Origin of the sequence: Nonomuraea sp. NPDC049646, assembly GCF_044465525.1 — a bacterium.
Taxonomy (GTDB): domain Bacteria; phylum Actinomycetota; class Actinomycetes; order Streptosporangiales; family Streptosporangiaceae; genus Nonomuraea.
This window is the reverse complement of sequence record NZ_JBITLU010000010.1, coordinates 347,481-369,440: the sequence shown is the minus strand read 5'-3', so window position 1 is coordinate 369,440 and position 21,960 is coordinate 347,481. Positions and strand designations below refer to the sequence as shown.

Annotated in this window: 21 protein-coding genes; 12 read left to right on the top strand and 9 right to left on the bottom strand. The window is 71.4% G+C overall.

Annotated elements, in window-relative coordinates; all coding sequences use genetic code 11:
• Positions 1-211 precede the first annotated feature (211 nt).
• The 5 genes from iolC (at position 212) to ACIBQ8_RS30225 (ending at position 5,802) form a co-directional block, all read left to right on the top strand.
• A complete protein-coding gene (iolC, locus tag ACIBQ8_RS30245; RefSeq protein ID WP_397180096.1) occupies positions 212-1,150 on the top strand; it encodes a 5-dehydro-2-deoxygluconokinase in 939 nt (312 codons plus the stop codon).
• On the top strand, positions 1,147-2,052 hold the full coding sequence (locus ACIBQ8_RS30240; protein WP_397193522.1) for a deoxyribose-phosphate aldolase: 906 nt from the start codon (positions 1,147-1,149) through the stop codon (positions 2,050-2,052). The genes iolC and ACIBQ8_RS30240 overlap by 4 nt, the downstream gene beginning before the upstream one ends.
• Entirely contained in the window at positions 2,049-2,888 is an 840-nt protein-coding gene (gene iolB / locus ACIBQ8_RS30235) for a 5-deoxy-glucuronate isomerase (protein ID WP_397180098.1), read from the top strand. Before ACIBQ8_RS30240 ends, iolB begins: the two co-directional genes overlap by 4 nt.
• A complete protein-coding gene (gene iolD / locus ACIBQ8_RS30230) occupies positions 2,885-4,735 on the top strand; it encodes a 3D-(3,5/4)-trihydroxycyclohexane-1,2-dione acylhydrolase (decyclizing) (RefSeq protein WP_397193521.1) in 1,851 nt (616 codons plus the stop codon). The genes iolB and iolD overlap by 4 nt, the downstream gene beginning before the upstream one ends.
• Before the next feature lie 62 nt (positions 4,736-4,797).
• A complete protein-coding gene (locus ACIBQ8_RS30225; RefSeq protein WP_397180100.1) occupies positions 4,798-5,802 on the top strand; it encodes an AI-2E family transporter in 1,005 nt (334 codons plus the stop codon).
• Here the strand turns inward: ACIBQ8_RS30225 and ACIBQ8_RS30220 are convergent.
• On the bottom strand, positions 5,783-6,376 hold the full coding sequence (locus tag ACIBQ8_RS30220; RefSeq protein WP_397180101.1) for a PadR family transcriptional regulator: 594 nt from the start codon (positions 6,374-6,376) through the stop codon (positions 5,783-5,785). The two genes, ACIBQ8_RS30225 and ACIBQ8_RS30220, sit on opposite strands and share 20 nt — an antisense overlap.
• A 66-nt stretch (positions 6,377-6,442) precedes the next feature.
• On the opposite strand from ACIBQ8_RS30220, the gene ACIBQ8_RS30215 reads away from it, so the two are divergent.
• Positions 6,443-8,014: an FAD-dependent monooxygenase gene (locus ACIBQ8_RS30215; protein WP_397193520.1), complete on the top strand. Its 1,572-nt coding sequence runs from the start codon at positions 6,443-6,445 to the stop codon at positions 8,012-8,014.
• Positions 8,015-8,017: 3 nt separating this feature from the next.
• The gene (locus ACIBQ8_RS30210; RefSeq protein ID WP_397180103.1) at positions 8,018-8,665 is read left to right on the top strand and encodes an HAD-IA family hydrolase; all 648 of its coding nucleotides are present in this window, start codon (positions 8,018-8,020) and stop codon (positions 8,663-8,665) included.
• On the opposite strand, the gene ACIBQ8_RS30205 is transcribed toward ACIBQ8_RS30210, so the two are convergent.
• Entirely contained in the window at positions 8,662-9,162 is a 501-nt protein-coding gene (locus tag ACIBQ8_RS30205) for a DivIVA domain-containing protein (RefSeq protein WP_397180104.1), read from the bottom strand. The two genes, ACIBQ8_RS30210 and ACIBQ8_RS30205, sit on opposite strands and share 4 nt — an antisense overlap.
• Before the next feature lie 158 nt (positions 9,163-9,320).
• Here ACIBQ8_RS30205 and ACIBQ8_RS30200 point away from each other — a divergent pair, with 158 nt between their 5' ends.
• The 3 genes from ACIBQ8_RS30200 to ACIBQ8_RS30190 are packed head-to-tail and all read left to right on the top strand — an operon-like array spanning position 9,321 to position 11,480.
• A complete protein-coding gene (locus ACIBQ8_RS30200) occupies positions 9,321-10,073 on the top strand; it encodes an ATP-binding cassette domain-containing protein (protein ID WP_397193519.1) in 753 nt (250 codons plus the stop codon).
• A complete protein-coding gene (locus tag ACIBQ8_RS30195) occupies positions 10,070-10,741 on the top strand; it encodes a hypothetical protein (protein WP_397193518.1) in 672 nt (223 codons plus the stop codon). Before ACIBQ8_RS30200 ends, ACIBQ8_RS30195 begins: the two co-directional genes overlap by 4 nt.
• 31 nt (positions 10,742-10,772) lie before the next feature.
• A complete protein-coding gene (locus tag ACIBQ8_RS30190; protein WP_397180107.1) occupies positions 10,773-11,480 on the top strand; it encodes an SGNH/GDSL hydrolase family protein in 708 nt (235 codons plus the stop codon).
• A 74-nt stretch (positions 11,481-11,554) separates the two neighbouring features.
• On the opposite strand, the gene rlmN is transcribed toward ACIBQ8_RS30190, so the two are convergent.
• The gene (gene rlmN, locus ACIBQ8_RS30185) at positions 11,555-12,655 is read right to left on the bottom strand and encodes a 23S rRNA (adenine(2503)-C(2))-methyltransferase RlmN (protein ID WP_397180108.1); all 1,101 of its coding nucleotides are present in this window, start codon (positions 12,653-12,655) and stop codon (positions 11,555-11,557) included.
• A gap of 153 nt (positions 12,656-12,808) precedes the next feature.
• Here rlmN and ACIBQ8_RS30180 point away from each other — a divergent pair, with 153 nt between their 5' ends.
• A complete protein-coding gene (locus tag ACIBQ8_RS30180) occupies positions 12,809-13,831 on the top strand; it encodes a suppressor of fused domain protein (protein WP_397193517.1) in 1,023 nt (340 codons plus the stop codon).
• Here ACIBQ8_RS30180 and ACIBQ8_RS30175 read toward each other — a convergent pair.
• From ACIBQ8_RS30175 to ACIBQ8_RS30150, 6 genes are all read right to left on the bottom strand, one after another.
• Positions 13,811-14,650, bottom strand: a complete 840-nt coding sequence (locus ACIBQ8_RS30175) for a phosphatidate cytidylyltransferase (RefSeq protein WP_352323802.1) — start codon at positions 14,648-14,650, stop codon at positions 13,811-13,813. The genes ACIBQ8_RS30180 and ACIBQ8_RS30175 overlap by 21 nt on opposite strands.
• Before the next feature lie 57 nt (positions 14,651-14,707).
• Positions 14,708-15,265: a ribosome recycling factor gene (frr, locus tag ACIBQ8_RS30170; RefSeq protein ID WP_352350337.1), complete on the bottom strand. Its 558-nt coding sequence runs from the start codon at positions 15,263-15,265 to the stop codon at positions 14,708-14,710.
• Positions 15,266-15,308: 43 nt separating this feature from the next.
• On the bottom strand, positions 15,309-16,007 hold the full coding sequence (pyrH, locus tag ACIBQ8_RS30165) for a UMP kinase (RefSeq protein WP_221762026.1): 699 nt from the start codon (positions 16,005-16,007) through the stop codon (positions 15,309-15,311).
• A 145-nt stretch (positions 16,008-16,152) separates the two neighbouring features.
• Positions 16,153-16,986: a translation elongation factor Ts gene (gene tsf, locus ACIBQ8_RS30160; protein ID WP_352323799.1), complete on the bottom strand. Its 834-nt coding sequence runs from the start codon at positions 16,984-16,986 to the stop codon at positions 16,153-16,155.
• Between the two features lie 1,113 nt (positions 16,987-18,099).
• On the bottom strand, positions 18,100-19,023 hold the full coding sequence (rpsB, locus tag ACIBQ8_RS30155; RefSeq protein ID WP_397193516.1) for a 30S ribosomal protein S2: 924 nt from the start codon (positions 19,021-19,023) through the stop codon (positions 18,100-18,102).
• A 242-nt stretch (positions 19,024-19,265) separates the two neighbouring features.
• Entirely contained in the window at positions 19,266-19,880 is a 615-nt protein-coding gene (locus ACIBQ8_RS30150; RefSeq protein ID WP_397180112.1) for an ArsR/SmtB family transcription factor, read from the bottom strand.
• Positions 19,881-20,195: 315 nt separating this feature from the next.
• Between ACIBQ8_RS30150 and ACIBQ8_RS30145 the strand changes: the two genes are divergently transcribed.
• Positions 20,196-21,518 (top strand): MFS transporter, encoded by a 1,323-nt coding sequence (locus ACIBQ8_RS30145; protein ID WP_397193515.1) that lies wholly within the window; start codon positions 20,196-20,198, stop codon positions 21,516-21,518.
• Positions 21,519-21,960 lie beyond the last annotated feature (442 nt).

Genomic DNA, 21,960 nt, shown 5'->3' with positions numbered 1-21,960 from the left:
GCCTGAGGCGGGGCGGAAGGAGAGCTTGGTGGTGTGCTGTTCGTGATGGACGCCGTTGGGGACGAACATGAGCGAACCTCCTCACCGCCCGACACTACAGAAGTGAGGTGACGGGGGCCCGTCCTGAAGGATCATCAACAACATAGCGGACATCCTTATGTCATGACAATATGCCATAGTGTCGAGGTAGGGTGCGTCCTCTGGAGGTGCGTTGTACGACCTGATCACGATCGGCCGCTGCGGCGTCGACGTCTATCCGCTGCAGACCGGCGTCGGGCTGGCCGACGTCGAGACCTTCGGCAAGTTCCTCGGCGGCAGCCCGACCAACGTCGCCGTCGCGGCGGCCCGGCACGGGCTGCGCTCGGCGGTGATCACCGCGGTGGGCGCCGACCCCTTCGGCGCGTACGTGCGGCGGGCCATCCGCGACTTCGGCGTGGACGACGCCTACGTGAGCGTCATCGAGGGCCCGCCCACCCCGGTCACGTTCTGCGAGATCTTCCCGCCCGACCACTTCCCCATCTGGTTCTACCGCGGCGAGCATCCGCCCGACCTGCGCCTCACCCCCGGCCACCTCGACCTCGACGCCATCCGCGCCACCGGCCTGTTCTGGTTCTCCCTCACCGGCCTGAGCAAGGAGCCGAGCCGCGCGGCGCACGCCGCCGCCCTGTCGGCCCGCACCTCCGGCTGGACGGTGTTCGACCTCGATCACCGTCCGGCGCTGTGGGAGTCGCGTGCGGCCGCCCGCGCGGCGGCGCGCGAGGCGCTGCCGCACGCGAACGTGGCGGTCGGCAACCTGGACGAGGTGGAGACCGCCGTGGGCGTGCGCGAGCCGGAGGCGGCGGCGCAGGCGCTGCTCGACGCCGGGGTCGAGGTGGCGATCGTCAAGATGGGCCCGGCCGGGGTGCTCGCCCGCACCGCCACCGAGACCGTCGTGGCCGAGCCGGTCGAGGTGAAGGTGGTCAACGGCATCGGGGCCGGCGACGCGTTCGGCGGCGCCGTCTGCCTCGGGCTGCTGCGCGGCTGGCCGCTGGAGCGCACGATCCGCTTCGCGGGCGCCGCGGGCGCGTTCGTGGCCGCCCGGCTGGCCTGCGCCGACGCCATGCCCACCACCGACGAGGTGCACGAGCTGCTGAACGAGGTGCCCACGTGAGCGACCTCACGCTGCCCAGGACCGCCCGCTACGAGTGGCTCACGCGGATCCGCGCGACCCGCCCCGAGGAGATCGCCGCGGCCGCCGCGCGCCGGCAGCGCCGCCGGATGCCGGGGCCGGACGAGCGGCTGCTGATCATCGCCGCAGACCATCCGGCCAGGGGCGCCCTGTCCGTACGCGACCGCCCGCTGGCCATGGGCAGCCGCCACGACCTGCTCGACCGCCTCCAGGCGGCCCTGGCCCGGCCCGGCGTGGACGGCATCCTCGCCTCCCCCGACGTCCTGGAGGACCTGCTGCTGCTGGGCGCGCTGGAGGGCAAGCTGGCCTTCGGCTCGATGAACCGCGGCGGCCTCCAGGGCTCGGTGTTCGAGCTGGACGACCGTTTCACCGGCTTCGACCCCGAGGCCATCGACACGATGCGCCTCGACGGCGGCAAGATGCTGTGCCGCATCGACCCCGGCGACCACGCGACGGCCGCCACCCTGGAGTCGTGCGCCCACGCGGTGACCGGGCTGGCCCGCAGGCGGCTGGTGGCCATGGTGGAGCCGTTCTGGGCGGCGCGCTCGGAGTCCGGGGTGCTGCGCAACGACCTGTCCCCCGACGCGGTGATCCGCTCGATCAGCGTCGCCCAGGCGCTCGGCGCCACCTCGGCCCACACCTGGCTGAAGATCCCCGTGGTGGCCGAGATGGAACGGGTGATGGCCGCGACCACGCTGCCCACCCTGCTCCTCGGCGGCGACCCGCCCGACATCGGCACGGCCTACGCCGACTGGCACCGCGCGCTGGCCCTGCCCGGCGTGCTCGGCCTGGTCGTCGGCCGCGCCCTGCTCTACCCATCCGACGACGACGTGGCGACGGCGGTGGACGGCGCCGCCGCCCTGGTACGAGAGGCACACGCATGACCTACCTGCCCTACGGCAAGGCGGCCAACGGCCCCTGGTCGGTGGAGATCACCCCCTCGCTGGCCGGCTGGACCTACTCCGGGCTGCGCGTGGCGGACCTGACCGGCACGCCGCTGTCGTTCGGCACCGGAGAGGAGGAGATGATCGTCCTCCCGCTGTCGGGGTCGTGCACGGTCGAGGTCGCCGGCGAGACGTTCGTGCTGGCCGGGCGCGGGTCGGTGTTCGAGGGGCCGAGCGACTTCGCGTACCTGCCGATCGGCGTCCAGGTCACGTTGAGCGGCGGCGGACGCATCGCGCTGCCGTCGGCCCGCGCGACCCGGTCGCTGCCGCCGCGGCACGTGCCCGCCTCCCGGGTGCCGGTGGAGATCAGGGGCGCGGGGCAGGCCAGCCGGCAGGTGAACAACTTCTGTGCCCCCGGCGTGTTCGACTGCGACAAGCTCATGGCCGTCGAGGTGCTGACCCCGGGCGGCAACTGGTCGTCCTACCCGCCGCACAAGCACGACACGCCCAACCCGGGCGAGGCCGTGCTGGAGGAGGTCTACTACTTCGAGGTCGCCGGCGACGGGCCCGGCTACCAGCGCGTCTACTCCTCCGAGCGGGGGCAGGTCGACACGCTGGCCGAGGTGTCCTCCGGCGACGTCGTCCTGGTGCCCTACGGCTACCACGGGCCGTCCATGGCCGCCCCGGGCTACGACCTGTACTACCTCAACGTGCTGGCGGGGCCGGCGGAGGAGCGTTCGATGGCGTTCTGCGATGATCCCCGTCACGCCTGGATCCGCTCGTCCTGGTCGGGCCAGGACATCGACCCGAGACTGCCGTTCGGAGGGCGCGCATGATCCGGTTGACCGTCGCGCAGGCCGTCGTGCGCTTCCTGGCCGCCCAGTGGAGCGAGCGCGACGGCGAGGAGCGCCGCTTCTTCGGCGGCTGCTTCGGCATCTTCGGCCACGGCAACGTCGCCGGGCTCGGCCAGGCGCTCGCCACCGCGGGCGACGACCTGCCCTACTACCTGGCCCGCAACGAGCAGGCCATGGTGCACACGGCCGCCGCCTACGCCCGCGCCGCCGACCGGCTGGCCACGCTGGCCTGCACGACGTCGATCGGCCCCGGCGCGACCAACATGATCACCGGCGCGGCCGGCGCGACGATCAACCGGCTGCCGGTGCTCCTGCTGCCCGGCGACGTCTTCTCCACCCGGGCCGCCAACCCGGTGCTCCAGGAGCTGGAGGACCCGCGTTCGTACGACATCTCGGTCAACGACTGCTTCAAGCCGGTCTCGCGGTACTGGGACCGGATCAACCGGCCGGAACAGCTCCCGTCCGCGCTGACGGCGGCCATGCGGGTGCTCACCGACCCGGTCGAGACCGGCGCGGTGACGCTGGCGCTGCCGCAGGACGTGCAGGCCGAGGCGTACGACTGGCCCGAGGAGCTGTTCGCCCGCCGGGTGTGGCACGTGCCGCGCCCGCGCCCCGAACGCGCCGCGCTGGCCAGGGCGGCCGAGGTGATCGGGTCGGCGGCCCGCCCGCTGATCGTCTCGGGCGGCGGGACGATCTACAGCCGGGCCACCGCCGAACTGGCCGCCTTCGCCGAGGCGCGCGGCATCCCCGTCGCCGAGACCCAGGCCGGCAAGGGATCGCTGCCGCACGGCCATCCGCTGGCGGTGGGCGCGGTGGGCGCGACCGGTACCACCGCCGCCAACGCGCTGGCCCGCGAGGCCGACGTGATCATCGGGATCGGCACCCGCTACAGCGACTTCACCACGGCGTCGAGGTCGCTCTTCGCCGCGGACGCCAGGTTCGTCAACGTCAACGTCGCCGCCTTCGACGCCGCCAAGCTGTCGGGGCTGCAACTGGTCGCCGACGCCCGCGAATGCCTGACCGAGCTGACCGGGCTGACCGGGCTGACCGGCCCGGCCGCCCGGCGCTCCGGCGACGCCTGGACGGCCAGGGCCGCCGCGCTCTCCCGTGACTGGGACGCGCAGGTGGACCGGGCCTACGCGATCGACGGCTCCCCGCTGTCGCAGGCGGCCATCATCGGCGCCGTGAACGCGGCGGCGGGCGAGGACGGCGTCGTGGTGTGCGCGGCCGGTTCCATGCCGGGCGACCTGCACAAGCTGTGGCGGCCGAGCGGCCCAGGCGGCTACCACGTCGAGTACGGCAACTCCTGCATGGGCTACGAGATCGCGGGCGGCTTCGGGGTCAAGCTGGCCGCGCCGGAGCGCGAGGTGTTCGTCCTGGTGGGCGACGGGTCGTACCTGATGATGGCGCAGGAGCTGGTCACCGCGGTGGCCGAGGGCGTCAAGCTCGTCGTCGTCCTGGTGGACAACTCGGGCTTCGCCTCCATCGGGCGGCTGTCGGAGAGCGTGGGCGCGCGCCGCCTGGGCACCTCCTACCGCTCCCGTACGGGCGGCCCGCTGCCGGTCGACCTGGCCGCCAACGCCGCCAGCCTGGGCGCGGCCGTGCTGCGTCCTGAGTCGCTGGCCGACCTGCGCAAGGCCCTGGAGGAGGCGCGCTCGTCCGACGGGACGACCGTCGTGCACGTGCGCACCGACCCCATGGCCGACGACGTCCCCTCCTCGCAGGCGTGGTGGGACGTGCCCGTGGCCGGGGTGGGCGCGCCGGCCGAGCGGGCGGCGTACGAGGAGGCCAAGCGGTCGCAGCGCGCGCACCTGAGCCCGCCGTCCTGACCAGGGTTGCCCTCGATCACCGCCGGGAAGGCCACTGACCAGGCACGATCGGGGGGTCGGACATGAGGCCGTGGCGGGTGCTGGGGTGGATCGCGATCATCGCGGTCGCCTTCTTCTGCCTCTATCACCTGCGCACGGTCGTCATGTCCGTGATCATCGGCGTCTTCCTGACGGCGCTGCTGCACCCGCCGGCCCGCTGGCTCACCTCCCGCGGGCTCGGCCCGGCGCTGGCCACCACGATCGTCTTCGTCGGCGGCCTGCTGCTGGCCGGGGCGCTGATCGCGCTGCTGGTGCCGCCCACGGTCGACAGCCTGAGCGAGATGCGCACCAGCCTGGGCAAGGCGTTCGGCGACCTGCACGGCCTGGCCGCCCGCTTCGGCCTCGACGACCAGCGGCTGCTCGCCCAGGCCAAGGAGTACGTGTCCAAACAGGGCAGGCAGATCACCAGCGGCGCCATCGCCGGGGTCAGGACGGCCGGCGAGATCGTCGTCGGCGCGGTGCTCGCGGTCATCCTGTCGGTGTACTTCGTGCACGGCGGCGAGCGGCTGTTCGCCTGGATCGTCGATCTGGTGCCCGACGCGGCCAAGGCGCGCTGCCGCGACACCGGCGTGCTGATCTTCGCGGTGATCGGGCGCTACATCCGCGGGGTGGCGATCGTCGGCGTGGTCGACGGCTTCTTCATCGGGCTCGCGCTGTGGATCCTCGGCGTGCCGATCGCGCTGCCGCTGGCCGTGCTGACGTTCGTGGGGGCGTTCCTGCCGGTGGTGGGGGCGTTCATGGCCGGGCTGCTGGCGGCGGTGGTGGCGCTCGTGGCCAAGGGGTGGCTGGTGGCGCTGATCGTGGTCGCGGTGACGGTGGCGGTGCAGCAGCTCGAAGGGCACGTGCTGGCGCCGCAGGTCTACGGCAAGGCGCTCGACCTGCCGGGGGCGGTCATCCTGGTCGCGATCACGGTGGGCAGCGTGATCGCGGGCATCACCGGGGCGTTCCTGGCCGCGCCGGTGACCTCGGTGCTCGTCGCGCTGCTGCGGCGGCCGCGCGCGCAGCTGATCACTCCCGGGCCGAGCTGACCTCCTCAAGCTGCTCGCGTGACCACTCCAACCGCCCCTCGCGCAGGTCGGCGATGACGGCGCGGAGCCAGCGGACCTCGGCCGCCGTCACCTCGCGCAGGTACTCGCACTCCAGCATCGTGACCCGCGGCAGGTCCTCCTCGGCCAGGCCCGCCTCCAGCCCGGCGAGCGTGCGCTCCACGGCCGCCGCCCGCCGCTCCAGCGCCTCGGCCAGCCCGCCGGGGCCGAGCAGCATCGCGTTCGCCAGCGCCGCGGGGAACTGCGGGAACTCCTGTTTGGGACGGCTGAGCATGTCGTCCAGCCAGGCCATCAGCCGCTCGCGGCCGGCCTCGGTGATCTCGTAGACCGTGCGCTCCGGGTACTGCTGGTCGCGCCCGGTCTCCCTGACCCTGATCAGCCCGGCCTCGCTCAGCCGGTCGATCGTGCGGTAGAGCCCGGCCCGCTGGCCCACGTTGACCACCAGGTCCTTGCCCCACTGCTTGAGCAGCCGCTGGATGCCGTACGGGTGCAGGGGCTGGTGGTTCAGCAAGGTCAGCACGGTCAGAGCGAGCGGCGAGCCGCGGTCGAGCGCCATGGAGTCACCCTATCGTTCAGAGAGACTAGTTGACTTGCTACTAGTTGCAATGCAACTATTCCTTCCATGACCACAACAGACCGCCCGGAGGGCGTCATGACCGAGATTCCCGTGCTGATCGTCGGCGGCGGCTACGCCGGGCTCACCTCCGCCCTGTTCCTGTCGCACCACGGGGTCCCCTGCGTGCTCGTCGACCGCCACCCCGGCGTGTCGCTCCTGGGCCGGGCGCGCGGCATCACCCCGCGCACGATGGAGATCTACCGGCCGTTCGGCCTGGAGCAGGCCGTCCAGGAGGCCGGGCGGCCCTTCGACGAGGAGGGGGGCGTGGCCCGCTGCGCGACGCTGGCCGGCGAGTGGCAGTGGCTCTTCGAGGGCGGCTCCTCCCGGGCGATGCCCGAGCTGACCGCGGGCGAGTACGGCATGGCCGACCAGAGCACGGTCGAGCCGATCCTCGCCGAGGCCGCCCGCGCCCGGGGCGCCGACCTGCGCTTCGACACCATCTGCAGGTCGGTCGAGCCCGACGCGGACGGCGTCACGGTGGTGACCGAGGACGCCCGCACCGGCGAGCGCCGGACCCTGCGCGCCCGCTACCTCATCGCCGCCGACGGCTACCGCGGCACGATCAGGGAGCGGCTGGGCATCGCCCGCGAAGGGCTCGGCGTCCTGCGCAGCTACCAGTCCTTCGTCTTCAGGGCCGACCTGTCGGAACTGGTCACCAAGCGGGCGCTGTTCTGGATCCTCGGCGCGCCCGGCGGGACGGCCTCGGGCGCGATGGTCTCCCACGCGCTTCCGAACCATTGGGGCATGGCCCTGACGTACGACCCCGCCTCCGAGTCGCCGGCCGACTTCACCGACGAGCGGCTGGTCGCCGCGGCCAAGGAGCTGATCGGCCGCGACCTGCCCATAGAGATCGTCAGCAAGGCCGCCTGGGAGGAGGCGGTGGGCGTCGCCACGCGCTACCGCGAGGGACGGGTCTTCCTGGTCGGCGACGCGGCGCACGTCTGGCCGCCGGCCGGCGGGCTGGGCGCCAACTCGGCCGTCCAGGACACCCACAACCTGGCCTGGAAGCTGGCCGCCGTGCTGGCCGGGCGGGCCTCCGACACGCTGCTCGACACCTACGAGGCCGAGCGCCGCCCGATCGCCCTGGAGCTGGCCGACCTGACCGTGCGCAGCCAGGCGGCCAGGTTCGGCCCCAACCCCGAGGACGACCCGCTCGACCACGTCGCGGCGATCCTGGGGCAGCGCTACCGCTCGTCGGCCATGGTCGGCGCCACCCACGAGACGGTGCTCGGCGACCCGGCGGCCCAGGGCGCCCGTCCCGGCACCCGCGCACCGCACCTCTGGCTCGACCGGGACGGCAGGCGCATCGGCGTCCACGACCTGTTCCACGACGCCTTCGTCCTGCTGTGCGGCCCCGGCGGCGCGGACTGGGCGCATGCCGCCGAGCCCGGCGTGCGGGTGCATCAGGTGGGCGGCGACCTGCTCGACGTCGAGGACGCCTGGGCCGAACGCTACGGCGCCGCCACCGCCGTCCTGGTCCGCCCGGACGGCTACGTGGCCTGGCGGGCCGAGGGACCGGCGGTCGTGGGCGAGGTCGGCCGGGCGCTGGACCAGGTGCTCGGAAGGGTCATCATGTGACGTATGCGATGGATCACGTTCGACTGTTTCGGCACCCTCGTCGACTGGCGGCACGGCATCGGCACCAGCCTTGAGCTGATCGCGCCCGGCAGAGGAGACGAGCTGCTGACGGCGTACCTGCGGCACGAGAGCGCGGTCGAGGCCGAGACGCCACGGGCCCGCTACCGGGACGTCATGGCCGAGGCGCTGCGCCGCGCCTGCGCCGAGGCCGCAGTCCCGCTGAACGACGACGACGCCTCGGTGCTGGCCGCCACGCTGCCCTACTGGCCGGTGTACGCCGAGGTCGGGGAGGAGCTGTCAGCCCTGCGCGCGGCGGGCCGGCGGCTGGCGCTGCTGACCAACTGCGACCGCGACCTGATCGCCCAGACGCTGCGGCGGCTGCCCGTGCCGTTCGACGCGGTGGTGACCGCCGAGGACGCCGGGGCCTACAAGCCGGACGAGGCGCACTTCGAGCACTTCAGGAGGGCGTACGAGCCGGCCGAGTGGGTGCACGTGGCGCAGAGCCACTTCCACGACATGGTCACGGCCGAGCGGCTGGGCGTGCGCCGAGTGTGGATCAACCGGCACGGCGAGCGGCCCGCCGGGCCCGAGGTCGTCCGGGTGGTCCTGCCCGACCTCCGCGGCCTGCTCGCGGCCGTCGAACGGGCCTAGCGGGGCTTGTCCAGGATCTCGGCGACGTCTTCGAGGAAGGAGTCGACGTCGGCGATCAGGTAGCCGGCGCGCAGCAGCACGGTCGAGAACCGGGCCTCGCGCACCTCCTGGGCGGTCACCGCGAACTCGGTCGTGCCGCGCAGGGTGGCCACGATGCGGTCGAGGAAGGCGTCGACCTCATCCTCGTTGTAGCCGGTGCCCATGCGGCCGGGGCGGAAGGCCACGCGTTCGACGCGGGCCGCCTGGGTCTCGAACCACTCCTCGCGCAGCAGCTCCCCGGTGGGCTCGGCCATGGCGAGCCGTACCGGGCGCTTGGCCTGGGTCTCCAGGGCCACGACGAACGCCTCCAGCGCGAAGTCCACCGCGGTCTCGTGGTAGCCGCCGCGTTTGGCGCGGAAGGTCGCGGTGCGGACCTCGTCGGCCGTGACGGGCTCGACCGCGTGCGGCCCCCTGCCCAGGGTCGACTCGATGCGCGCGATCAGGGCGTCGACTTCCACGGGGTCATAGCCTGAACGCATACCCATGACGCGCGGAAAGCGGTTCAAGCCCACTCCTCCTGAGATGTGCCGGGGGCTTCTCCATTGTGAGGCCCTTCATCACGGCGGTGGGAACCTTTATCACGGCCCTGCGCCCTGACATATACCGTTACAGCACCATGCGACTGTTACAGGTCTCTTTCCGCTACCGAAGACGTCAGCCCTTCGTCCTCGAAGAGGCCGACGCGCAGCTCGCGCCGGGCGACGCGATCGAGCTGACCGGCGTCAACGGGGCGGGGAAGTCCACGCTGCTGCGGCTCCTCGCGGGGCTCGTGCGGCCGACGCGGGGCCGCATCACCGACCGTCCCGGCGTCGTGGGCTTCGCCCCCGACCGCTTCCCGGCGGCCCAGCCGTTCACGGTGACCTCCTACCTGACGCACATGGCGTCCGTACGCGGCGGCGCCCGGTGGCGGCCCTGGGCCGAACGCCTGGACATGGGACACCTGCTCGGCCTGCCGCTCGGCGAGCTGTCCAAGGGCAGCGCGCACAAGGTCGGCCTGGTCCAGGCCCTGATGGCCGACCCCGGCCTGCTGATCCTGGACGAGCCCTTCGCCGGCCTGGACGCCGACACCCGCGAGACGCTGCCCGCCATCGTCACCGAGGTCGCCGGGCGCGGGGGCATCGTCGTCGCCAGCGACCACCAGGGCGGCCTGCGCGGCCTTCCCGGCCTGCGCTCCTGGTCGATCGTGGACGGCCACCTCAAGGAGGCCACCCCGGCGGCCCCGGCACCGCACGCTCCGGGACGCCCGCTGACCACCGTGACGGTCACCCTGCCCGCCGACGAGCTCCCGCTCTTCCTCACCAGGATGCGCGACCAGGGCTACCGGACCGCCGAGCCCGGCCACCCCCCTACCTCCGAGGAGCCCGGATGATCGCTCTGGCTGTCTTCCGGCTGGCCGCCTATGTGCGGTCGCATCGGGTTCATCAGGCGCTGCTGCTCACCCTCGCCATGCTCGCGATCGTCCACGGCAGCCGCGCGCCCAAGGGCGCCGAGGCCGCCGTGCTGGCCGACGGCGCCGTCCTGATCATCCCCATCCTGGCCTGGGCCACGCGGAGCCTCCTGGACACCGAGCCCGACCGGCAGCGCGAGCTGTCGGCGGTCACCGCGGGCGGGCGCGGCAAGGAGGTGGCCGCGGGGCTCCTGGCGAGCCTGGTCGCCTGCGCGGCGCTGGCCGCCGTCGGCCTGGCGTGGGCCGTCCTGCTGGGTCTGAGCGAGCGCCCCGGCCGGGACGTGCTCGGCGCGGCCCTCGTCCTGCACGCCCTGGCGGTGCTCGCCGGGACGGCGCTCGGCGCGCTCACCAGCCGGGCCGTGCTGCGCTCCCCCGCGGTCTCGATCATGTCGCTGGTGCTCGGCTACCTGGTGATGCTGCTGCTCAGCGCGTCCCCCGCGTACTGGCTGACGGTTCCGCTGGTGGTCTGGATGCGCACGGCCGGCGCCGGCGAGCTGCTCGACCGGCTGCCCCAACTGTCCGCGATCTCCCTGGCATGGTGCCTGGCGGGACTCGCCCTGTATGCCTGGAGGCGCCGTAAGGTAGGTTAGTAAGCGTTCACTCACCCCTGAGGAGGCAACGGTGAAGGTGATCTGCCTGGGTGACAGCATCACCCGCGGACAGGTGAGCGTCGACTATGTGGCCATGCTGCGCGACCGGCTGCCCGGCGAGACGGTGATCAACGCGGGCGTCAACTACGAGCCGTCGTCCGAGCTGCTCAAGCGTCTCGACGACGTCGTGCGGCAGGACCCGGACGTGGTCACCGTGCTCATCGGCACCAACGACGCCAACGCCACGTTGAGCGAGAAGCGGGCCAGGGCCCTGCGCCGGCGCTGGAAGCTCACGCAGACACCGACGGCCGCCGCGTACGCCGCCAACCTGACGGCCATCGCCGCCCGCCTGCAGAACGAGACCATGGCCCGCGTGGCGCTGCTGTCCCCGCCGGTCATCGGCGAGGACCTGGACTCGCTCCCGGTGCGGCGCAGCCAGGAGTTCGCCGAGATCGTCAGGACGGTCGCCGCCGAGCAGGGCGTCACCTATCTGCCGCTCAACGAGCGCATGACCGCCGACCTGGCGGGCGCCTCGCCCCGCACCCGCTACCGTCCCGAGAGCAGGCAGGCGCAGACCGCCGCGATGCAGCACTTCCTGCTCGGCCGCAGCCTGGACGCCATCTCCAGCAGCCGCGGCCTGCGGCTCACCACCGACACCGTGCACCTCAACAGCCGGGGCGCCGCCATGATCGCCGACCTGGTCGAGACCTTCGCCGCCCGCTCGACCGCCACGAGATAGCCACCCGCCCGGCTCGGCGAGCGCGCCGGGCGAGGCCGCTCAGCCGCCGGACACTCGCTCAGGCCGGGGCCGGCTCATTCGGCCGCGGCGAGCTGGCCGCAGGCGCCGTCGATCTCGCGCCCGCGGGTGTCGCGCACGGTCACCGGCACGCCGTGGAACTCCAGCCGGCGCACGAACGCCCGCTCGTCCTCCGGGCGGGAGGCGGTCCACTTGGAGCCGGGCGTGGGGTTGAGCGGGATCAGGTTGACGTGCACGAGCTTGTTCCTGACCAGCTTGCCGAGCAGGTCGGCCCGCCACTCCTGGTCGTTGACGTCCTTGATCAGGGCGTACTCGATGGAGATGCGGCGCTTGGTCCTGGCCGCGTACGACCAGGCCGCGTCGAGGACCTCGGCCACCTTCCAGCGCGTGTTGATCGGGACGAGCGTGTCGCGCAGCTCGTCGTCGGGCGCGTGCAGGGACAGCGCGAGCGTGACCGGCAGCCCCTCGTCGGCGAGCTTGCCGATCGCGGGCACCAGCCCCACGGTCGAGACCGTGACCCCGCGCGCGGAGATGCCGAGACCGTGCGGCGCGGGCTCGACGATGCGGCGCACGGCGCCGATCACCTGCTTGTAGTTGGCCAGCGGCTCGCCCATGCCCATGAAGACGATGTTGCTCACCCGGCCGGGCCCGCCCGGCACCTCGCCCGCCGCCAGCGCGCGGGCGCCGGAGACCACCTGCTCGACGATCTCGGCGGTGGACATGTTGCGGGTCAGGCCCGCCTGGCCGGTGGCGCAGAACGGGCAGTTCATGCCACACCCGGCCTGCGACGACACGCACATCGTGACCCGCTCGGGATAGCGCATGAGCACCGACTCGACCAGCGCGCCGTCGAACAGCCGCCACAGGGTCTTGCGGGTCGTGCCGCCGTCGGTGGTCAGCTCCTTGACCGGCGTGAGCAGCGTCGGCAGCAGCGCCGACAGCTTGTCGCGGGCCGCCGCGGACAGATCGGTCATCTCGGCGACGTCGGCGGTGTGGCGCTCGAAGTAGTGGCGCGAGAGCTGGTCGGCGCGGAACGCCTTCTCCCCCAGCTCGGTGACCGCGACCCGGCGCTCGGCCATGGACAGGTCCGCCAGGTGCCGCGCGGGCTTGGCCCGCCGCGGTGCGACGAAGGTGAGCTGGCCTGGCTGCTGGGACACGTTCCTGCCTTTGCTTGGGGGACTTCCGGGACTCTGCTTCGGACTTCCGGGATTTCTCACCGGCCAGGTTAGTGAACGCCGCCCGCGGAGGAGGCATTCCTGATCACGGTACGGCTCGCGTCAGGGTCACCGCCCGATCTACAGTCATCTCGTATGGCGATTTTCCGGTCGGCATCTGGCGAGGGTGGCACCGAGGTCGTCCTCGCCGCCGGTAACCCCTACGGCAGCCGCACGCTCGTGGTCGAGCGGGACGAGGACTCCTCGGTAGCTTACCTGTGCTCGCCCGAGGGCGCCGTCCACGGAGCGGTCTGGCTGGCCAACCATCGGCCGGCGCCGTCCGTGGTGGACCTGGCCCGGATCAACTCCGGTCTGCCCCCGCTGATGCCCAGGGGGAACACGACGCATCCCGAGGGGCGCAGGCCGCTCGGCCAGCTGTCCGCCCTGTGGTTCGAGGAGGGCGACGGCGTCGCCCTCTACGAGGACGACGACCTGCTCGCGGTCATCCCCGGCTGGGCCGACATGAGCAGGGGCATGCCCGGCTACGCCCGTGACGCCGTGGGCGAGTCGCCGTTCGCCTGGGCGCTGGCGGAGGCGCTGGAGGGGCTGCGGCCGCGGATCTCCAACGCCACGTCCTACTGGCGCTGGCGGCACGGCGAGGGGTCGTGGCCGTCGTTCCAGCAGTTCGTCATGGGCCATCTGGACCGGGTGCTCGGCCCGGCCGGCCGCTACTGGGACGCCAGCGGCGAGCGCCTGCCGACCGTCGGCATCACCGAACGTCCGCCGCACGCGGGCCGCGAGCCGACCGTGCTGTCCACGGTGGGGATGAGCTGCCAGCGCATGCCGACGGTCGAGCAGTGGATCGACCGCCCCGACGCCTACGCCCGGATCGAGCTGGCCGTGGCCACCCACGACGACCCCAGGGACGCGGCGCTGCTGCTGGTGTGGCTGGCCCAGTATCCGTGGCACTCGGTGACCTGGCTCGGCCACGGGCACACGGCCAAGTGGTACCACGAGCCCTCGACGTTCCCGCTGGGGTCGCAGTACTCGGGGGTGCTCATGCGGGCCGACCCACCCGACATGCCGGACATGTCGGGGTTCGCGTTCGGTGGCGAGGCCGTCCGGTGGTTGTGGCTCACGCCCGTCACGACGGAGGCGCTAGAGGAACAGCGTCAGTAGCAGCCAGACCGGCACCAGCGTGGTCACCAGCGAGTCGAGGCGGTCCATCAGGCCGCCGTGCCCCGGCAGGATCGTGCCGAGGTCCTTGATGCCGAGGTCCCGCTTGATCATCGACTCGATGAGGTCGCCCACGGTCGCCAGCAGCGCCGCCAGCGCCCCGATCAGCGCGCCCAGCCAGAGCGGGCCGTCCAGCAGCCAGGTCACCAGCCAGCCGCCCACCAGCGTGCAGGCGATCACCGACCCGGCGAAACCCTCCCAGGTCTTCTTCGGGCTGATGACCGTCATCTTGTGCCTGCCGAACAGCACGCCGGCGACGTATCCGCCGATGTCGCTGGCCACGGTCACCGCGATGAAGATCAGCACCCGGTCGCGGCCGTCGTGCGGCGCCAGCAGCAACGCCGCGAACGCCGCCAGCATCGCCGGGTAGAACAGCGTGAACACCGAGGCCGTGCCGTCGCGCACGTAGCCGTCGGTGCCGTCGCTGAACATCCGCCAGACCAGCAGCACGAACGCGAACACCGCGAACGTCCCCAGCAGCCAGAACGGCCCGCCCCAGTACGCCCCGGCCTGCATCGCCACCAGCCCCGCCAGCACGGGGACGGCCGGGACCTTGATCCCGCGCGTCGCGAACGCCTTGGTCAGCTCCAGCACGCCCACGCCGACGCACACCACGATCACCAGGAGGAAGAGCTCCTTGATCGTGTAGAGGGTACCGAGGACCAGCGCCCCCAGCCCCACACCCACCGCGATCGCGGCCGGCAGGTTCCTTCCGGTACGGCTGCCGCCGTCCGGGCCGGTGCCGGCCGTACGTTCTTCCACAGACACTCTCCATAGCCACGGCCCCCGCCTTCCGGCGAGGGCCGCGAGGCGTGCCGCTCAGACTTCGAGCAGCTCGGCTTCCTTGTGCTTGAGCAGCTCGTCGATCTTGGCGACGTGCTTCTGGGTGAGGTCGTCGAGTTCCTTCTCAGCGCGACGGACCTCGTCCTCGCCCGCCTCGCCGTCCTTGATCATCTTGTCGAGGGCCTCTTTGGCCGTACGACGGATGTTGCGGATCGACACCTTGGCGTGCTCGCCCTTGTTCTTGGCGACCTTGATGTACTCCTTGCGGCGCTCCTCGGAGAGCTCCGGGAACGTCACGCGGATCACGTCGCCGGTGTTGGTCGGGTTGACGCCGAGGTCGGAGTCGCGGATGGCCTTCTCGATCGCGCCCATCGCGCTCTTGTCGAAGGGCTGGATGATGACCATGCGCGCCTCGGGCAGGTGGAACGAGGCCAACTGCTGCACCGGTGTCGGAGTGCCGTAGTACTCCGCATTGATCTTGTTGAACATCGCGGGGGTGACCCGGCCCGTCCGGATGGTCGCGAAGTCTTCCTTCGCGACCGAGACGGCCTTGTCCATCTTCTCCTCGGCTTCGAGGAGGGTTTCGTCGATCACAGCGGCTCCCTGTCTACTAGCTGGCGGTGTCGGGCTAGCTCCCTCATTTGCCTGCGGGACTCACCAGCGTGCCGATTTTCTCACCGCGTACCGCTCGCAGGATGTTGCCCTCGCCCATCAGGTCGAAGACCACGATCGGCAGATCGTTGTCCTTGCACAGGCTGATCGCGGTCGCGTCCATGACCGCGAGGTCGCGCAGCAGCACCTCGCCGTAGTCAAGATGGTCGAACCGGACCGCGTCGGGGTTCTTGCGCGGGTCGGAGTCGTAGATCCCGTCGACCTGCGTGCCCTTGAGCAGCGCCTCGGCGCCGATCTCCAGGGCCCGCTGCGACGCCGCGGTGTCGGTGGAGAAGTACGGCGAGCCGAGACCCGCCCCGAAGATGACCACGCGGCCCTTCTCCAGGTGCCTGATCGCGCGGCGCGGCAGGAAGGGCTCGGCGACCTGCTGCATGGTGATGGCGGTCTGGACGCGGGTCTCGACGCCGCGCCTCTCCAGGAAGTCCTGGAGCGCCAGGCAGTTGATCACCGTGCCGAGCATGCCCATGTAGTCGGCCCTGGCGCGGTCGATGCCGCCCTGGGACAGGGTGGCGCCGCGGAACATGTTCCCCCCGCCGACCACGACCGCGACCTGCACGCCCTCGCGCACGGCCTCGGTGATCGAGTCGGCCAGGTGGTCGACGACGCCCGGGTCGATGCCCAGCGGGTCGTCTCCGGCGAACGCCTCGCCTGACAGCTTCAACATCACCCGCTTCCACCTCAGTGGACCCTGCGGGCTGGGTGATGAGGAAGCCGCCGTCCGTGTGGATTCGTGGGCTGACTCCCGGTGGTCCTGCACGGCGGCGGCCTCCTTCATTGGGTGGAACTCTGGGCTGGCAGTTCGCTCAAGCCTAAGCCTGGCCGACCTTGAATCGGACGAAGGCGAGCACCTCGACGCCGTTCTCCTCGGCGTACTTGCCCACGCTCTTCTTGTTGTCCTTCACGAAAGCCTGCTGGACCAGGGTGAAGTCCTTGTACCAGCCGTTGACGCGACCCTCGACGATCTTGCCGATGGCGGCCTCGGGCTTGCCCTCCTCGCGGGTCATCTCCTCGAAGAGCTTGCGCTCCTTCTCGACGACCTCGGCGGGGACGGACTCGGCCTTGAGGTACTGCGGGGCCATCGCCGCGGCGTGCTGGGCGATGTCCTTGGCGACCTCGGCGTTCGGCTTGTCGAGCTGCACGAGCACGCCGACCGCCGGCGGCAGCGCCGGGTCCGTCTTGTGCATGTACGAGCCGATGTAGCCGCCCTCAAGCACGGCGAAGCGGCGGATCTCGATCTTCTCACCGAGCGCGGCGTTGGCCTCGTCCAGGTGCTCCTTGACGGTCTTGCCGTCGAAGGAGGAGTCGAGCAGCGTCGCCACGTCGGCGGGCTTGCTCGCCAGGATGTGCGCGACCACGCCGGCGGCCAGCTCCTGGAAGCGCTCGCCCTTGGCCACGAAGTCCGTCTCGCAGTTGAGCTCGAGGAGGGCGGCGGAGGAGTCGCTGTCCTGCTGGAGCGCGACGAGGCCGTTGGAGGCCGTACGGGCCTCGCGCTTGCCCACGTCCTTGGCGCCCTTGAGGCGCAGGAGCTCGATGGCGCGGTCGAAGTCGCCTTCGGACTCCTCAAGCGCCTTCTTGCAGTCCATCATGCCGGCAGCGGTGATCTCGCGAAGCCGCTTGACGTCGGCCATGTTCACGGAAGCCATTGCTCTTATTCCTTGTGGGATTTCGTCGTCATCGTGGATCGGAGTGGACGCCCTGGGCGCCCGCCCCGGGTCGGTACGGCAGGCGCGTGCCGCACCAGGGCCTTGTCGTGCGCGGGTCGTGCGCGGGTCGTGCGTTCTGCCTCGGTTGTGCGCGGTCTCGCCTGGTATTACCAGGTTCGCCGGGTGATGCCAGGTTGTGCCAGGTGTTGCGAGGTCTCAAGCGATGGTTCCGGGTCCTGTCCGCCCGGGCCTTCCGGCTTCCGCCCGACCAGCCCAGCTTTAGCTTGACCCGTCCGGCTTCCGCCTGACCGGCCCCGCTTCTGCCTGACCCGTCCGACTTCCGCCCGACCGGCCCCGCTTCCGCCTAACCAGCCCGGCTTTCGCCTGACCCGTCCGGTTTTCGCCGGGACCTTCGCTCGTACCTTGGGCTGGGCTCGGGCTTCGTCCGGCCTGGGCGCGGACTCCGCTCGGGCCCGGGTTTGCGCCCAGGTCTCCGCTCAGCAGGACGGGGCTCCGCCGGTGGAGCTCCGCTCCGCCTCGCTCGGCATACTGCCCAGCCAGGCTCGGCTTATCGCTCCGGCCCGATGGTCATCCGCCTCGGCTCACCGCCTCGGTCTCCGACACCCGCCCCTGGCTTACCGCCCAGACCTGATCGCCACCCTGCCTCGGCTCTCGCCTTGACCTGATCGCCACCCTGCCTCAGCTGACCGCCTCAGCCCCGGCTGCCACCCTGCCTCGGCTCACCGCCTCGGCCTGACTGGCAATCCGACTTGGCTGACCGCCTCGGCCTGACTGGCAATCCGACTTGGCTGACCGCCTCGGCCTGATCGCCGCCCTGCCTTGACTTATCGCCTCAGCGGGGTGCCGTCCGGTCCGGCTTGCCGTCCCGGCTCGGCCGTTTGCCCAGTCGAGACGCGTACCTTGCCCTACCTGGCCTCAGCCCGCACAGGACCTCGGCCTTGCCCTTCACAACCTCGGCCCGCACAGGACCTCGGTTCCGCTCACCCTCGATCGGCCGGCTGCCCGCACCGCACCGCGGTCGATGACGACCTGCGGCGCGGAGCCGGCGCCTGTACCGTGCCCGGCCTCACGGCCGGGCCCGGTGGCCGGGTCTCAGGCCTGCGGCCCGGACTCGGGGGTCGCGTCGGCAGCCGGAGCGGCCTCGGCGGCGGGGGCCTCCTCGGCCGGAGCCTCGGCAGCGGGGGCCTCCTCGGCGGCGGCCTCGGGAGCAGCAGCCTCAGGGGCGGCCTCGGCGGCCTGGCCCTGGCCCTGCTCGATGAGCTCGCGCTCCCACTCGGCCAGCGGCTCGGCGGCGGCCGGCTTCTCGTCACCGCGGGCGGCGCCGGAGCGAGCCATCAGACCGGCGGCGACACCGTCGGCGACGACCCTGGTGAGCAGGCCGACGGCGCGGATGGCGTCGTCGTTGCCCGGGATCGGGTAGTCGACCTCGTCGGGGTCGCAGTTGGTGTCGAGGATCGCGACGACCGGGATGCCAAGCTTCTTGGCCTCGCTGATCGCGATGTGCTCCTTCTTCGTGTCCACGACCCACACCGCGCTGGGCACGCGGCCCATGTCACGGATGCCGCCGAGCGTGCGCTCGAGCTTGTCCTTCTCGCGACGGCGCATGAGGAGCTCCTTCTTGGTGAGCCCCGAGCCGGCGACGTTGTCGAAGTCGAGCTCCTCGAGCTCCTTCAGACGCTGAAGCCTCTTGTGCACGGTGGAGAAGTTGGTGAGCATGCCGCCCAGCCAGCGCTGGTTCACGTACGGCATGCCGACCCGCGCGGCCTGCTCGGAGATGGCCTCCTGAGCCTGCTTCTTGGTGCCGATGAACAGGATCGTGCCGCCGTGGGCGACGGTCTCCTTGACGAAGTCGTAGGCACGGTCGATGTACGACAGCGACTTCTGCAGGTCGATGATGTAGATGCCGTTGCGCTCGGTGAAGATGAAGCGCTTCATCTTCGGGTTCCACCGGCGGGTCTGGTGGCCGAAGTGAACGCCGCTCTCGAGCAGCTGTCGCATGGTGACGACGGGGGCCATGTGATGGTCCTCCAGGTCTGGGCGCCCTGCGGATGGGCGCAGTTCTCGGTTGTGCCGCGGCAGCGCGTTGTCTACCGCCCTGATGCCCCAAAACCGCTCCAGCCGGGCCGGGGCCCGGACCGAGGGTGCGGTCCGCAACGGGGCATGCGAAGTCGGCCTGTTGCCACAGGCCATCGAAAAGTCTACCTCCCACACCGCCCCAGGCTGACCGTCGGAGGTCAAACCGACATACCGGGTACGGCTCACCCCACATCGTGGTCCTCCGTGGGCAACCCGGGCGACGTCCTGGGGGCGACCGGGAAGAGGTTGATCTGCGCCTCCGCGATCCTGGCCCCGCTCGGCGCGTCCTCCTGGCTGCGCTGGTGAGCGATGTACGGCTCCAGCAGCTTCTCGATCTCCGCGCTCAGCCGTCCCAGCTCGCTCGCGTCGACCCTGATCCGCGCACGGCTGAAGCGCGTCGCGTCGCGCCATTCGTCCGTGTCGTGCTCGATGCTGGCCAGCGCCCGATCGGCCTCGTCGCCGGCCTCCTTGCGGAACGCCTTGATCAACAAGGTCTTGGCGTCACGGACCTCCGGCTGGTCGTCCGGAAGCACTCCCACACTGAACGGCTTGTGCGTCGACCTCCACAGCCGTTCGCGTCCGTCGCCTCTGGGCGGGGCGTCCTCGACGAACCCGTACTTGGCCAGCATGCGCAGGTGATAGCTGGCGGCGCTGGGTGTGATCCCCGCGATCTCGGCCACCTCGGTCGCGGTGGCACTCTCCTCCACGCCGAGCCGGTTGAGGATCAACAGCCTCGCCGGGTGAGCCAGCGCCCGCATCATCTTGGGATCGCTGAGCCCCTCCATGTCCTGCGTCATGTGCCAAAGGTACCGCCGGGAGATATGAAGCATTCCCTTTACAACTCTGAAGGGATCCCTTCATACTTATGAAGTCTTCCTTTCACATCTCGCGACCGCCGCCCTCCCGTACCCACAACCGCCCCCTTGCATGGAGCACGCACACCGCCCTCCGTCCCCACCTCAAGACCACCTGCACCGCCCTCCGTCCTCGCCGAACCGCCACTCGCACCAGCCCGTAGCCCCCGCCCTCACCGGCGCTCCTCCCCAGCCCCCGCCCAACCGGCACCCCTTGCAGCCCCATCCCCGCCCGAACTCGCCACCGGAGACCTCAACATGGACACGACGCCCCCACTCCCCCTCCGCAAACAGCGCGACTACCGCCTGCTGTGGAGCGCCCGCACGATCTCGATCACCGGCTCGGAGGTCTCCAAGCTGGCCGTCCCGCTGACCGCCATCACGCTGCTGACCGCCTCACCCGCCGAGATGGGGTTGCTGACCGCCGCCGCCCCGCTGCCCGCCCTGCTGTTCGGCCTCCAGTCGGGCGCCATCGCCGACCGTCTCACCCGGCACCGCCCGCTGATGATCGCCTGTGAACTCGTCTCCTGCGCAGCCGCCGCCACCGTCCCGCTGGCCTGGCTGTTCGGCGTCCTCACCGTGCCCTGGCTGATCATCGTGGCCCTGGTCATCGGTACGGCCGGCGTCATCTTCAAATCCGCCAACTTCCCCTACATAGCCGCGGTCGTGGACCCGTCGCAGCGCACCGAGGCCATGGCCGGCTTCCATGCCTCGTACTCGGTGGCCTCCGTGAGCGGCCCCGGCCTGGCCGGCATCCTGGTCCAGACGCTCACCGCGCCGTTCGCCGTACTGGCCGAGGCGCTGTCCTTCCTCGCCTCCGCCCTCCTGCTCCGCTCGATCCGCACCCCGGAGCACAACGAGCCCACCCGCTCGTCCAGCATGTGGCGCGACATCGTCGAGGGCCTGCGAACCAGCCTCACCCACCCCGCGCTCCGAGCCGTCCTGGGCGCCGGCGTGACGATCAACTTCTTCGCCATGGCGTACATCGCCGTCTACATGCTCTACATGGTCAACACGCTCGACATCCCCAAGGGCATGATCGGCTTTCTGACGGCACTGAGCGGCGCTGGCGGCCTCCTGGGCGCCTGGCTCACCTCCCGCCTGTCCAAGCGCTACGGCGAGAACCGCATCCTGCTCGTCTCGGTCCTGTTCTTCCCGCTGGACATCCTCGCCGTCGGCCTCCTGACCGGTCCCCTCTGGGTGAAGCTCACCGTCCTCGGACTGACGGGCGTCATGACCGGCGTCATCGTGGTCGCCTTCGCCACCTGCATGGGCGTGATCACCCTCCGCGACACCCCCACCGCCCTGCGGGGCCGCGTGAACGCCACCATGACCTTCGCCGTCCAGGGCGTCCTGGCCGTCGGCGGCCTGGCGGGCGGCGTACTGGCCGAGTTCATGGGCCTGCGCCCGGTCATCCTTCTGAGCGCGGCGGGCATCGCCCTGAGCAGCCTCTGGATCTGGCTCTCCCCCCTACGCCCCAACCGCCCTCAGACTTCCCACACCTTCCCCGCACCCCCGCAAAACCCCACCCCCGAGACCCTGAAGAATCTGATGGAAGCCAAGCGCCACTCCGTCATCTAGCCACCTCCACTCCGCCAGATCCCGCACCCCGCCTACCCGGACTCACCTCGCCCCCCGTTGCTCTCCATGCCAACGCATGTACGCCCACAGCGTCTGCACCGGCCCTGACTGCATGCGCCCAGAGCCCTCATCCTCACGGCCTACGACGCCCCTCCGTTGATCGCTCCCCTGCCGGGGTCGGCGCTTACCGTCACTGCGGCGGCCCGTCCCTTGGGCGCAGTCTTTCTCCAGCTCTTGCAGCAACTCTGGCTCGATCACCACACCGGCCGCGTGGTGGTGACGCAACAGTGCAGCCCACACCGACCAGACAAAGATCGACCTGCCCCTGCCCCTGCCCCTGCCCCTGCCCCGCACCCGCGCGGCTGCGGCGATCATTGCTTCATCTACGTCCTGTAGCCGCCGCCACCGGTGGAAGCGGCCATCGGCGGTCGACCAGAACCGC